General features: G+C 67.8%; 12 protein-coding genes and 1 pseudogene. 11 read left to right on the top strand and 2 right to left on the bottom strand.

Going from position 1 to position 11,986, the window contains the following annotated elements:
* Position 1 precedes the first annotated feature (1 nt).
* From AB7U92_RS11165 to AB7U92_RS11190, 6 genes and pseudogenes are all read left to right on the top strand, one after another.
* Complete coding sequence (locus tag AB7U92_RS11165) at positions 2 to 1,201, top strand: ABC transporter substrate-binding protein (protein ID WP_428576330.1); 1,200 nt, start codon at positions 2 to 4, stop codon at positions 1,199 to 1,201.
* Between the two features lie 4 nt (positions 1,202 to 1,205).
* A pseudogene (locus tag AB7U92_RS11170) lies at positions 1,206 to 2,093 on the top strand (ABC transporter permease).
* Between the two features lie 3 nt (positions 2,094 to 2,096).
* Entirely contained in the window at positions 2,097 to 2,984 is an 888-nt protein-coding gene (locus AB7U92_RS11175) for an ABC transporter permease (protein WP_428576333.1), read from the top strand.
* Positions 2,985 to 2,987: 3 nt separating this feature from the next.
* Complete coding sequence (locus AB7U92_RS11180) at positions 2,988 to 3,698, top strand: GntR family transcriptional regulator (RefSeq protein ID WP_428576336.1); 711 nt, start codon at positions 2,988 to 2,990, stop codon at positions 3,696 to 3,698.
* On the top strand, positions 3,695 to 4,603 hold the full coding sequence (locus AB7U92_RS11185) for a polysaccharide deacetylase family protein (protein ID WP_428576339.1): 909 nt from the start codon (positions 3,695 to 3,697) through the stop codon (positions 4,601 to 4,603). Before AB7U92_RS11180 ends, AB7U92_RS11185 begins: the two co-directional genes overlap by 4 nt.
* A 61-nt stretch (positions 4,604 to 4,664) precedes the next feature.
* Positions 4,665 to 5,213 (top strand): DUF456 domain-containing protein, encoded by a 549-nt coding sequence (locus AB7U92_RS11190; RefSeq protein WP_428576341.1) that lies wholly within the window; start codon positions 4,665 to 4,667, stop codon positions 5,211 to 5,213.
* On the opposite strand, the gene AB7U92_RS11195 is transcribed toward AB7U92_RS11190, so the two are convergent.
* Positions 5,201 to 6,265 (bottom strand): MBL fold metallo-hydrolase, encoded by a 1,065-nt coding sequence (locus AB7U92_RS11195; RefSeq protein ID WP_428576343.1) that lies wholly within the window; start codon positions 6,263 to 6,265, stop codon positions 5,201 to 5,203. The two genes, AB7U92_RS11190 and AB7U92_RS11195, sit on opposite strands and share 13 nt — an antisense overlap.
* Positions 6,266 to 6,322: 57 nt before the next feature.
* On the opposite strand from AB7U92_RS11195, the gene AB7U92_RS11200 reads away from it, so the two are divergent.
* Complete coding sequence (locus tag AB7U92_RS11200) at positions 6,323 to 6,745, top strand: MerR family transcriptional regulator (RefSeq protein WP_428576346.1); 423 nt, start codon at positions 6,323 to 6,325, stop codon at positions 6,743 to 6,745.
* A 15-nt stretch (positions 6,746 to 6,760) separates the two neighbouring features.
* Here AB7U92_RS11200 and AB7U92_RS11205 read toward each other — a convergent pair whose 3' ends face one another.
* Positions 6,761 to 8,041, bottom strand: coding sequence for a solute carrier family 23 protein (locus tag AB7U92_RS11205; RefSeq protein ID WP_428576349.1), 1,281 nt, complete (start codon positions 8,039 to 8,041; stop codon positions 6,761 to 6,763).
* A gap of 166 nt (positions 8,042 to 8,207) precedes the next feature.
* Here AB7U92_RS11205 and AB7U92_RS11210 point away from each other — a divergent pair, with 166 nt between their 5' ends.
* The 4 genes from AB7U92_RS11210 to aceK form a co-directional block, all read left to right on the top strand.
* Positions 8,208 to 8,660 carry a PaaI family thioesterase gene (locus AB7U92_RS11210; protein ID WP_428576351.1) on the top strand — a complete coding sequence of 151 codons (453 nt, stop codon included), beginning with the start codon at positions 8,208 to 8,210 and terminating at the stop codon, positions 8,658 to 8,660.
* A gap of 11 nt (positions 8,661 to 8,671) precedes the next feature.
* Positions 8,672 to 9,850 (top strand): isovaleryl-CoA dehydrogenase, encoded by a 1,179-nt coding sequence (locus tag AB7U92_RS11215; protein ID WP_428576354.1) that lies wholly within the window; start codon positions 8,672 to 8,674, stop codon positions 9,848 to 9,850.
* Positions 9,851 to 9,872: 22 nt separating this feature from the next.
* Positions 9,873 to 10,556: a carbonate dehydratase gene (gene can / locus AB7U92_RS11220; protein WP_428576357.1), complete on the top strand. Its 684-nt coding sequence runs from the start codon at positions 9,873 to 9,875 to the stop codon at positions 10,554 to 10,556.
* Between the two features lie 13 nt (positions 10,557 to 10,569).
* Positions 10,570 to 11,986, top strand: a 1,417-nt coding sequence (gene aceK, locus AB7U92_RS11225) for a bifunctional isocitrate dehydrogenase kinase/phosphatase (protein WP_428576359.1), incomplete at its 3' end; no start/stop codon positions are given.

Genomic DNA, 11,986 nt, shown 5'->3' on the forward strand with positions numbered 1-11,986 from the left:
CCTGGCCACCGGCATGTGCCCGGCCGCGCGCGCCGCCGCCCCGAACGTGCTGCGCTCCCTGGGCACCGCGGTGACCCAGGACACGGCGATCGCCGAGAAGTTCAAGGCCGACACCGGCATCACGATCCAGTACGTGGCGGTGAATACCGACGAGGTCACCAAGCGCGCGGTGACCTCGCCGAACAGCTTCGACCTGATCGACACCGAGTACTTCTCGCTGAAGAAGATCGTGCCCACCGGCAACCTCAAGGGCATCGACACCAGGCGCATCAAGAATGCCGACAAGATCACCACGCTGTTCACCACCGGCACCGTGGCCGGCAAGGCGGTGGGCGACCAGGGCACCGCGCCGAAGAAGGTGATCTACCTCGAGGGCGAGAAGAGCAAGGTGTTCGCCAAGTCGCCGACGCAGTTCATGTCGCTGATCCCGACCGTCTACAACGCCGACACCCTGGGCATCCGCCCCGACCTGATCAAGCGCCCGATCGAGAGCTGGAAGGAACTGCTCAACCCCGAGTTCAAGGGCAAGGCGGCGATCCTGAACATTCCGTCGATCGGCATCATGGATGCGGCGATGGTGGTCGAGGCCATGGGCCTGTACAAGTACCCCGACAAGGGGAACATGACGAAGAAGGAAATCGACCTGACCATCAAGACGCTGATCGAGGCGAAGAAGGCCGGCCAGTTCAGAAGTCTGTGGAAAGACTTCAACGAAAGCGTCAACCTGATGGCCTCGGGTGAGGTGGTGATCCAGTCGATGTGGTCGCCGGCCGTCACCGCGGTGCGCACCAAGGGCATCCCCTGCGTCTTCCAGCCGCTCAAGGAAGGCTACCGCGCCTGGGCTGCCGGCTTCGGTCTGCCGGCCACGCTGTCGGGCCGCAAGCTCGACGGTGCCTACGAGTTCATCAACTGGTTCCTCGACGGCTGGGCCGGCGCGTACCTCAACCGCCAGGGCTACTACAGCGCGGTGCTGGAGACCGCCAAGGCCAAGATGGAGCCGTACGAGTGGGCCTACTGGATGGGAGGAAAGCCCGCCACGCAGGACATCAAGGCACCCAACGGCGAACTGCTGGCCAAGGCGGGCACCAGCCGCGACGGCGGTTCGTACGAGCAGCGCATGGGCGGCATCGCCTGCTGGAACGCGGTGATGGACGAGAACGTCTACATGATCCAGAAGTGGAACGAGTTTGTAGCAGCCTGACGCCGTGAGCGCGACGAAGAAACTCGACGCCGGCCCGCCGGCGTGGCTACAGGCGCTGCCCTTCGCGGCGGTGTTTGCGTTCTTCTTCGTCGCGCCGCTGCTGCTGATCGTGGCGGTGAGTTTCTGGCCGACCAGCGACTACGCGCTGGTGCCCGGGTTCACCGGCGAGAACTACGTGTCGATCTTCGCCGGCTGCGCGAACCTCGCCGAGCCCTGCGTGACGCTGAAGACCTACTGGTCGACGCTGCGCTTCTCGTTCTTCACCTGGGCGGCGTCGCTGCTGCTGGGCTTCACGATCGCCTACTTCCTCGCCTTCCACGTGCGCAGTGCCGGCATGCAGACGCTGCTGTTCGTGCTGTGCACCATCCCGTTCTGGACCAGCAACGTCATCCGCATGATCTCCTAGGTGCCGCTGCTCGGCCGCAACGGGCTGGTGAACCAGGGGCTGGTGGGCGCCGGGCTGGTCGATCAGCCGGTCGAGTGGCTGCTGTTTTCCGAGTTCTCGGTCGTGCTGGCCTTCGTGCACCTGTACACCATGTTCATGCTGGTGCCGATCTTCAACTCGATGATGCGCATCGACCGTTCGCTGCTCGAGGCCGCGGAAGACGCCGGTGCCTCCGCCTGGCAGACGCTGTGGAACGTGATCGTGCCGCTGTCGCGCACCGGCATCGTGATCGGTTCGATCTTCGTCATCACCATCGTGATGGGTGACTTCGTCACCGTCGGCGTGATGGGCGGCCAGCAGATCGCCTCGGTGGGCAAGGTGATCCAGGTGCAGACCAGCTACCTGCAGTTCCCGCTCGCTGCGGCCAATGCGGTGGTGCTGCTGGCCGTGGTGCTGATGATCATCGTCGCGCTCACCCGCATGGTCGACCTCAGGAAGGAACTGTGAGCCATGGCGCGTGAGGGCCGGCAGAAAGGCTTCTGGCCGCTGGCCGCCGTGTTCGGCCTGTTCGTGCTGTTCCTCTACGGCCCGGTGATCACCGTGTTCGTGCTCAGCTTCCAGGGGCCCGAGGGCGGGCTGACCTTCCCGATGCGCGGCGCTTCGCTGCACTGGTATCGCGAGCTGTGGGAAGGGCTCGGCGTGGTCGACATCGGTGCGGCACTGCGCCGCTCCCTCGCGCTCGGCCTCGTGGTGATGGCGCTGACGGTGCTGCTGTCGCTGCTGGCGGGGCTGGCCTTCCGCAAGAAGCTCGCCGGCGGGGACCTGCTCTTCTATGTCACGGTGGCCAGCCTGATCATGCCGTCGATCATCGTCTCGCTGGGCATCGGGCTGCAGTTCCGTCTGCTCGACGGCCTGATCAAGGCCGCACTCGAGGCGCTGGGCATGAGCGCTTCGCTGGAGACCTTTACCACCACGCTGGGCATGTTCAGCTCCGGCCTGGGCGCGCACCTGACCTGGACGCTGCCCTTCGGCCTGCTGATCATGTTCGCGGTGTTCAACCGCTTCGACCCGGCCTACGAGGAAGCCGCGCGCGACCAGGGCGCCACGCCGTGGCAGACCTTCGTGCATGTCGTGCTGCCGCTGATCGGCCCGTCCGTGGTGGGCATCGGCATGTTCGGCTTCACGCTGAGCTGGGACGAGATCGCCCGCTCCTCGCAGGCGATCGGTGACCTCAACACCCTGCCGCTGGAACTGCAGGGCCTGACCACCACCGTGACCACGCCGGCGATCTACGCGCTGGGCACGGTGACCACGCTGGTCTCGCTGCTGGTGATCGCCGTGGCGCTGGCCGCGGCGGCCTGGCTGCGGCGGCGCAGCCGGCGTCGCTTCGGCGCCTGAGCGATGCCGCGCCGCCTGCTCGCCGCGGCCGCGCCCGCTCAGGGCGCCGACCGCGTGCACGATGCCATCTACGACGCCGTGGTCGACCACCGTCTGCCGCCGGGCGCGCGGCTGCGCGAGGAGGAGCTGGCCGAGACCTTTGCCGTCTCGCGCACGCTGGTGCGCCAGGCGCTGCACCGGCTGGCGCAGGATGGCGTGGTGCAACTGCGCCCCAACCGCGGCGCGCAGGTACCGGCGCCCACGCGCGAGGAGGGCGCGCATGTCTTCGATGCGCGGCGGGTGGTCGAGTGCGAGGTGGTGCGCCGCCTGGCCGGCCGGCTGGAGGTGGCGCAACTCGCCGCGCTGCGCCGGCTCGTCGACGCTGAAGAGCGCGCCACTGCTGCCGGCGATCACCGCGAGGCCATTCGTCTGTCGGGCGCCTTCCACCTCGAGCTGGCACGCTGCAGCGGCAACCCGCTGTTCGTGCGCATGCTCGAGGAACTGCTGCCCTCCACCTCGCTGCTGATCGCGCTCTACAAGGCGCCCGGCGCGCCGATGTGCGTGGCGCACGGCCATCGCGCGCTGCTCGCGCGGCTGGCCGGCGAGAGTGCCGCATCGGCGGCCACGGAGATGCGGCGACACCTCAACGAAATCGAGCGATCATTGGACGCGCCGGCTGCGCGTGCGACACCCGCGCTGCGCGACGTGTTCGCACCCTACCGGGAGCCCCGATGATCCGCATGCCTCCGCGCTTCGGCCCGCTGAAGGGCCATGGTCGCTTCGACTATTCCGCCCTCCACGAGCGGGTCGGCTTCCACTGGCCGGACGGCCGCAAGCTCGCCTTCTACATCGGCTTCAACCTCGAGCATTTCGCTTTCGGCGAAGGCCTGGGCGCCACGTTGGCGCCCTCGGCGCCGGTCGACGTGCTCAATTACTCGTGGCGCGAATACGGCAACCGGGTGGGGGTGTGGCGCTGCCTCGACCTGTTCGACGACCTCGGCTGGCCGGTCGGCGCGCTCGTCAACACCGCGCTGTACGACCACTGCCCGCAGGTGGTGGCGGCCTTCGCCGAGCGCGGCGACGAATTGATCGCCCACGGCCACACCAATGCCGAGCGGCAGGGCGCCTGGCCGGAAGACGAGGAGCGTGCGCTGCTGGTGCACTGCCGCGAGCGCATGTTCGAGATGCACGGCGCGCTGCCGCGCGGCTGGCTGTCGCCGTGGATCTCGGAGAGCCCGGTGACGCCCGATCTGCTGCACGAGGCCGGCTACCGCTACACGCTGAACTGGTGCCACGACGACCAGCCGGTGGCCATGCGCACGCGCCGCGGCGGGGTGCTGTGGTCGGTGCCGTACCCGCAGGAGCTCAACGACATCCCGATGATCGTGGCGCGGCAGATGGATGCGAAGGACTTCGCGCAGATGATCGTCGACCAGTTCGACGAGATGCTCGAGCAGACGCAGCGCGACGATGCGCCGTCGCTGGTGATGGGGCTGGCCCTGCATCCCTACCTGGTGGGCCAGCCCTACCGGCTGCGCCACCTGCGCCGCGCGCTGCGCCACATCGCCGGGCATGCCGGGCGCGAGGTGTGGATCACCACGCCCGGGGCGATCGTCGAGTCGCTGGCCGGGCCGGCTTGAACTCCGGGGTGCAGCCCCCACCTGGGCGAATCGGGGCAGTTCGCCCGACGGGAGACTCACGATGGTCGAGACGGTGACGGTGGTGGCGGCCAACCCCTGGTGGTGGCTGCTGGCGATCTCGCTGATGGTGGTGGGCGTGGCCGGCACCATCCTGCCGGTGTTGCCGGGCACCATCCTCGTGCTGGCCGGCGTGATCGTCGGCGCCTGGATCGACGGTTTCGCACGCGTCTCGGGCTGGACCGTCGCCTTCATCGCCGTGCTGGCCGTGCTGGCCTGGGCGACGGACTACGTGGCCGCGCTGCTCGGCGCGAAGAAGGCCGGCGCCAGCCCGGCCGCGGTGGCCGGCGCGGCCATCGGCACGGTGCTCGGCATCTTCATAGGTTTCGTCGGCCTGCTGTTCATGCCGTTGGTCGGCGCGATGGCAGGCGAGTACTGGCACCAGTCGCGCCGCAACGGTGGTTTCGTGCACGCCGGCGAGCACGTCGTCGCCGGCCAGCAGGCGGCGCGCGTCGGCGTGGCCACCTGGATTGGCCAGCTGATCGGCACCGTGGTGAAGGTGGTGCTGGTGTTCCTGATGCTCGGTGTCTTCGCCGTCGCCTACTGGCTCTGACTGAAGCGGTAGACGCCGTCGGCGCCGAGATCGCGCTTCAGCCGGCCGCGCTGCCACAGCGCGTTCAGGTGGGCGATCGATTCGCCCATCGCGAAGGTGGTCTGGTGCAGGTCCAGCGTGCGGCGGAACAGCACCGGCAGCAGCGAGGCCGCGGTCTGCGGTTCGCTCGTGCAGGCCTCGAGCACGGCGTCGAAGCGCTCGTCGTGGTGGGCGATCAACTGGTCGATGCGCGCGTGCAGGCCGCGGAACGGCTTGCCGTGAGAGGGCAGCACCAGCGTGTCGGCCGGCAGCGCGCGCATCCGCGCGATCGAAGCCAGGTACAGCGGCAGCGGGTTGCCCTCGGGCTCGAGGTCGATCACGCTGACGTTGGTGGAGATGCGCGGCAGCACCATGTCGCCGCTGACCAGCACGCGCAGCGCGCGGCAGTGCAGCGAGATGTGCTCCGGCGCGTGGCCGTGGCCGGCGTGGCAGTGCCAGTCATGCTCGCCGAAGCGCAGCACATCACCTTCCATCAGCCGGCGAAAGCGTGGCGGCACCTGCGGCACCATGCTCGCGTAGTAGTTGCTGCGCTTGCGCACCTTCTCGATCGCGTCCGGGTCGGTCAGGCCGTGGCTGGCCATGAAGGCGGCGGCGCTCTCGCCGCCGAAGCCGGTGGTCGACTGGCTGGCCAGCCGCGCGGCGTTGAAGTCGGTGGCGCTGATCCACAGCCGCACGCCCCAGCGCTCGGTGAGCCAATGGGCCAGGCCGATGTGGTCGGGGTGCATGTGGGTGACGATCACGCGCAGCACCGGCAGGTCCTGCAGCTCGACGGCGAACACCTGCTCCCAGGCCGCGCGGGTGGCGTCGTTGGTGATGCCGCAGTCGACGACCGTCCAGCCTTCGCGGCCGGTCTCGGCATCGCGATCGCGCAGCAGCCACAGGTTGATGTGGTCGAGCGCGAAGGGCAGCGCCATGCGCAGCCAGCGCACGCCGGGCGCGACCTCGATCGTGCGGCCGGTCTCGGGCAGGGTGTCGCCGAAGGGATAGTGGAGCTGGGATTCGTCGGGGTTCATGCGGGGGCGGCTTCGCTACACTTGACGTAAACGTCAATCGAGCCAGTCTACGCCGCCATGCCTGCAACCGCTGTCGCCCAAGCGTCGCCGAGCGCCGGCTCCACTTACACCATCGGCGAGCTGGCGCGCGAGTTCGATCTCACCACCCGAGCCATCCGCTTCTACGAGGACTGCGGCCTGATCACGCCGCAGCGCAGCGGCCGCAACCGCGTCTACACCGCGCGCGACCGCACCCGGCTCAAGCTCACGCTGCGCGGCAAGCGCCTGGGCCTGACGCTGGCCGAGGTGAAGGAACTCGTCGACATGTACGAGTCGCCGCGCGACACGCAGCCGCAGCTGAAGAAGTTCCTCGTCGTGCTGGCGGCGCACCGCGCCCAGCTCGAGCAGCAGATGGCCGACCTGCAGGCCACGCTGGAGGAAGTGCGGGCGCACGAGAAGGAAGCGCGCCGGCTGCTCGCCGAGGGCGAGCGCCGGCGCTGAGGCGGCCCGCCGCGCTCAGCTGCGCTGGCGCAGCAGCGCGTGCAGCAGGATCGCGCCGAAGGTGGCGGTGCCGATGCCGCCGAGCGCAAAGCCGCCGAACTTCAGCGTGAAGTCGCCCGTGCCCAGCACCAGCGTCACCGCCGCGACGATCAGGTTGGTGTTGTTCGAGAAGTCGACCTTGTTGTCGACCCAGATCTTCGCGCCGGCCACCGCGATCAGACCGAACACCACGATCGACACGCCGCCCATCACCGCCAACGGAATGGCCTGGATGAGCGCGCCGAACTTCGGGCTGAAGCCGAGCAGGATGGCGATCAACGCAGCCACCACGAACATCGCCGTCGAATAGATCTTGGTGGCGGCCATCACGCCGATGTTCTCGGCGTAGGTGGTCACGCCGGTGCCGCCGGAGGCTCCCGAGACCATGGTGGCCACGCCGTCGCCGACGAAGGCGCGGCCCATGTACTTGTCCAGGTCGCGGCCGGTCATCGCGCTCACCGCCTTGATGTGGCCGAGGTTCTCGGCCACCAGGATGATCGCCACCGGCGCGATCAGCAGCATCGCCTTGCCGTCGAACACTGGCGCGGTGAAGTTCGGCGCGCCGAACCAGGCGGCGCTGGCGATGCCCGAGACGTCGATCGGCTTGCCCATGCCCAGGCCATTCGTAAGGATCGCGTAGACGATGCTCGCCACGATCAGGCCGACGAGGATCAAGAGGCGCTGCGTCATGCCGCTGGTGTAGACCGCCACCAAGCCGACGCTGACGAAGGTCACCGCCTGCATCCAGGCGTCGAAGCCGGTGGGAGCCATGTTCTTCACCGGGATGCCGGCGAGGTTCAGGCCGATCACCGCCACCACCGCGCCGGTCACCACCGGCGGCATCAGCGATTCGATCCACTTCGTGCCGATGCCCATCACGAGCAGGCCGATCAGCGTGTAGACCACGCCGCAGGCGATGATGCCCCCCAGCGCCACGCCGAGGTTGGCGTTCGGCACCGGGCCGGCGTAGCCCGTGGCGGCGATCACCACCCCGATGAAGGCGAAGCTCGAGCCGAGGTAGCTCGGCACCTGGCCGCCCACCAGCACGAAGAAGATCAGCGTGCCGATGCCGCTCATCAGGATCGCGACGTTGGGGTCGAAGCCCATCAGGATCGGCGCCAGCACGGTGGCGCCGAACATCGCGATCACGTGCTGCACGCCCATCGCGGCGGTCTGCGGCCAGGGCAGGCGCTCGTCGGGCGCCACCACGGTGCCGGGCGTGGCGGCCACCTCGCGCCACTGCGGAAACAGGTTCATCGGCTTCTCCTCGGTTGGGATGGATTTGTTCTGCGCCACCGGTAGGCGGCGGCGGGAGTGTAGGGGGATGCACCGAAAGCGTGCGATGACGCATTCGCTATGATTGACGTTTACGTAAACGTCAAGGTGCGCACCGGCGGCCTTGCACCCACCGCCGGAGAGCCCGATGAAGCCCCACGACGACGGATATGCCCAGCGCACCCGAGACTCGTTCGCCCGCCAGGCGGCGATGGCCACGCTCGGCGCCACGCTCGAGTCGGTGGAGCCAGGCCGCGTGGTGCTGGCGATGGCGCACAAGCCCGAGCTGACGCAGCAGCACGGCTTCATCCACGCCGGCATGGTGTCGTGCGCGCTCGACTCGGCCTGCGGCTACGCGGCGTTTTCACTGATGCCCGACGATGCCGCGGTGCTCACCATCGAGTTCAAGATCAACCTGATCGCGCCGGCGCGCGGCCCACGCTTTCGCTTCGAGGGGTTGGTGATCAAGCCGGGACGCACCATCAGCGTGGTCGATGGCCGCGCCACGCAGCACGACGACGACGGATCGAACGAGAAGCTGATCGCCACGATGACCGCCACCGTGATGACGGTGCGTGGCCGCGAGGCCCTCAAACACTAGGAGACGAGACCATGAATCTGCCAGGCCTGAACTTCCAGCTCGGCGAGGACATCGACGCCCTGCGCGACGCCGTGCGTGCCTTCGCCGACGCCGAGATCGCGCCGCGCGCCGCCGAGATCGACCGCACTGACCAGTTCCCGATGGACCTGTGGCGCAAGATGGGCGACCTGGGCGTGCTCGGCATCACCGTGCCCGAGGAGTACGGCGGCGCCGGCATGGGCTACCTCGCGCACATGATCGCGATGGAGGAAATCAGCCGCGCCTCGGCCTCGGTGGGCCTGAGCTATGGCGCACACAGCAACCTGTGCGTCAACCAGATCAAGCGCAACGGCAGCGAGGCACAGAAGCGCAAATACCTGCCCAAGCTGATCAGCGGCGAGCATGTCGGCGCGCTGGCGATGAGCGAGCCCGGCGCGGGTTCCGACGTCATCAGCATGAAGCTCAAGGCCGAGGACAAGGGCAGCCACTACCTGCTCAACGGCAGCAAGATGTGGATCACCAACGGCCCGGATGCCGACACCCTGGTGGTCTACGCGAAGACCGACCCGGAGATGGGCGCGCGCGGCGTCACTGCCTTCCTCATCGAGAAGGGCATGAAGGGTTTCTCGATCGCGCAGAAGCTCGACAAGCTGGGCATGCGCGGCAGCCACACCGGCGAGCTGGTGTTCAACAACGTCGAGGTGCCGGCGGAGAACGTGCTCGGCACGGTGGGCGGCGGCGCCAGGGTGCTGATGTCCGGCCTCGACTACGAGCGCGCCGTGCTCGCCGCCGGGCCGATCGGCATCATGCAGGCGGTGATGGACAACGTCGTGCCCTACGTGCACGACCGCAAGCAGTTCGGCCAGAGCATCGGCGAGTTCCAGCTCATCCAGGGAAAGCTGGCCGACATGTACACCGTGCTGCAGGCCGGCCGCGCCTTCTGCTACACGATCGGCAAGAACCTCGACCTGCTCGGCAGCGAACACGTGCGTCAGGTGCGCAAGGACTGCGCGAGCGTCATCCTGTGGTGCGCCGAGAAGGCCACCTGGATGGCCGGCGAGGGCATCCAGATCTTCGGCGGCAACGGCTACATCAACGAGTACCCGCTCGGCCGGCTGTGGCGCGACGCCAAGCTCTACGAGATCGGCGCCGGCACCAGCGAGATCCGTCGCATGCTCATCGGCCGCGAGCTCTTCGCCGAGACGATGTGAGCGCGCTGCGTACACTGGCCGCATGAGCACCGACCTCGCCGAACTTTTCGAGAGCAACCGCCGCTGGGCGGCCGACACCGAGCGCCGCTCGCCGGGCTTCTTCACCAAGCTGCTCGCCCAGCAGGCGCCGCAGTACCTGTGGATCGGTTGCGCCGACAGCCGCGTGCCGGCCAACGAGATCCTCGGCCTGCTGCCGGGCGACGTCTTCGTGCACCGCAACGTGGCCAACGTGGTGGTTCACTCCGACCTCAATGCGCTGTCGGTGATCCAGTTCGCCATCGACATGCTCAAGGTCCATCACATCATGGTGGTGGGCCACTATGGCTGCGGCGGCGTGCTCGCGGCACTGCAGAACCGCCGCATCGGCCTGGCCGATAACTGGATCCGCCACGTGCAGGACGTGCGCCACAAGCACCGCACCTGGCTCGACGGCATCGCCGACGAGGCGCTCGCGCACAAGGCGCTGTGCGAGCTCAACGTGCTCGAGCAGTCGCTCAACGTTTGCGAATCCACCGTCGTGCAGGATGCCTGGGCGCGCGGCCAGCAGGTGGTGGTGCACGGCTGGGTCTACGGCCTGCACAACGGCCTGATCGACGACCTGAAGATGACCGTGGCCGGCCCGGCCGAGCTGGCCGCCGCCTACGGCCTGGCGCTCGGCGCGATCAAGACGCGCTACGACGCGATCCGCAAGAACGGCCGTCCCTGAGCGAAGCTGCGCGATGTTCCCCACCCGGCTGACCGACTCGCGCGGCTTCGACATCGCCCAGGCGCTGCTCGAGGGCTTCAACCGCCACTACCGCCTCTTCCGCGAGACCAGCGCCAAGGCCAAGCACCGCTTCGAGCAGGCCGACTGGCACGGCCAGCAGCGCGCCCAGCGCGAGCGCATCGAGTTCTACGACAAGCGGGTGGAGGAAGCCGCCGAGCGGCTGCAGACCGAGTTCCAGGCCGGCAGCCTGCCGATGGACGTGTGGCAGCAGGTCAAGCTGCACTACATCGGCCTGCTCACCAACCACCACCAGCCCGAGCTCGCCGAGACCTTCTTCAACTCGGTGACGACGAAGATCCTGCACCGCAGCTACTTCAACAACGACTTCATCTTCGTGCGGCCGGCGGTCAGCACCGAGTACATCGAGAACGACGAGCCGGCCTCGCTGCCGACCTACCGCGCCTACTACCCGACCAAGGACACGCTGCGCGACACGCTGCTGCGGGTGATCGACAACTTCCAGCTCCAGCGCGAGTTCGAGGATCTCGGCCGCGACGTCGACCACGTGCTCGCCGCGGTGCTGTCGCGGCTGGGCGAGTTCCGCATGCGGGCGAACTTCCAGCTGCAGGTGCTGTCGTCGCTCTTCTACCGCAACAAGGGTGCCTACGCGGTGGGCAAGATCATCAACGGTTTCAACGAGATGCCGTTCGCGCTGCCGATCCTGCACACGGCGCGCGGCCAGCTGGCGATCGACGCGGCGCTGTTCGGCGAAGACGACCTGCTGATGCTTTTCAGCTTCGCGCGCGCCTACTTCATGGTCGACATGGAGGTGCCTTCGGCCTGCGTGCAGTTCCTGCGCTCGATGATGCCGCGCAAGCCCAAAAGCGAGCTGTACAACGCCATCGGCCTGCAGAAGCAGGGCAAGAACATCTTCTACCGCGACTTCCTGTACCACCTGAAGCACAGCAGCGACCGCTTCCGCATCGCGCCGGGCATCAAGGGCATGGTGATGCTGGTGTTCGACCTGCCGAGCTACCCGTACGTCTTCAAGGTCATCAAGGATTTCTACCCGGCGCCGAAGGAGACCTCGCGCGAGCTGATCATGAGCAAGTACCTGCTCGTGAAGACGCACGACCGCGGCGGCCGCATGGCCGACACGCTGGAGTACAGCAACGTCGCTTTCCCGCGCGCGCGCTTCGAGGAGGAACTGATCGCCGAGCTGAAGCACTACTGCCCGAGCCTGGTGGAGGAGGACGGCGACACGCTGGTGATCCGCCACCTCTACATCGAGCGGCGCATGATCCCGCTGAACATCTACCTGCAGGAAGCCAACCCACGGCAGATGGAGCATGCGGTGATCGAATACGGCAACGCCATCAAGGACCTCGTGCGCGCGAACATCTTCCCCGGCGACATGCTGTGGAAGAACT

The organism is Piscinibacter sp., assembly GCF_050175855.1.
Taxonomy (GTDB): domain Bacteria; phylum Pseudomonadota; class Gammaproteobacteria; order Burkholderiales; family Burkholderiaceae_C; genus Piscinibacter.

What these genes read in the sequence shown, in the direction of transcription:
- AB7U92_RS11180 (WP_428576336.1), top strand. Translation starts at nt 2,988, where the DNA reads ATGCCGCGCCGCCTGCTCGCCGCGGCCGCGCCCGCTCAGGGCGCCGAC.
- AB7U92_RS11210 (WP_428576351.1), top strand. Translation starts at nt 8,208, where the DNA reads ATGAAGCCCCACGACGACGGATATGCCCAGCGCACCCGAGACTCGTTC.
- AB7U92_RS11195 (WP_428576343.1), bottom strand. Translation starts at nt 6,265, where the DNA reads ATGAACCCCGACGAATCCCAGCTCCACTATCCCTTCGGCGACACCCTG.
- AB7U92_RS11205 (WP_428576349.1), bottom strand. Translation starts at nt 8,041, where the DNA reads ATGAACCTGTTTCCGCAGTGGCGCGAGGTGGCCGCCACGCCCGGCACC.
- AB7U92_RS11190 (WP_428576341.1), top strand. Translation starts at nt 4,665, where the DNA reads ATGGTCGAGACGGTGACGGTGGTGGCGGCCAACCCCTGGTGGTGGCTG.
- AB7U92_RS11185 (WP_428576339.1), top strand. Translation starts at nt 3,695, where the DNA reads ATGATCCGCATGCCTCCGCGCTTCGGCCCGCTGAAGGGCCATGGTCGC.
- AB7U92_RS11175 (WP_428576333.1), top strand. Translation starts at nt 2,097, where the DNA reads ATGGCGCGTGAGGGCCGGCAGAAAGGCTTCTGGCCGCTGGCCGCCGTG.
- AB7U92_RS11200 (WP_428576346.1), top strand. Translation starts at nt 6,323, where the DNA reads ATGCCTGCAACCGCTGTCGCCCAAGCGTCGCCGAGCGCCGGCTCCACT.
- AB7U92_RS11215 (WP_428576354.1), top strand. Translation starts at nt 8,672, where the DNA reads ATGAATCTGCCAGGCCTGAACTTCCAGCTCGGCGAGGACATCGACGCC.
- can (WP_428576357.1), top strand. Translation starts at nt 9,873, where the DNA reads ATGAGCACCGACCTCGCCGAACTTTTCGAGAGCAACCGCCGCTGGGCG.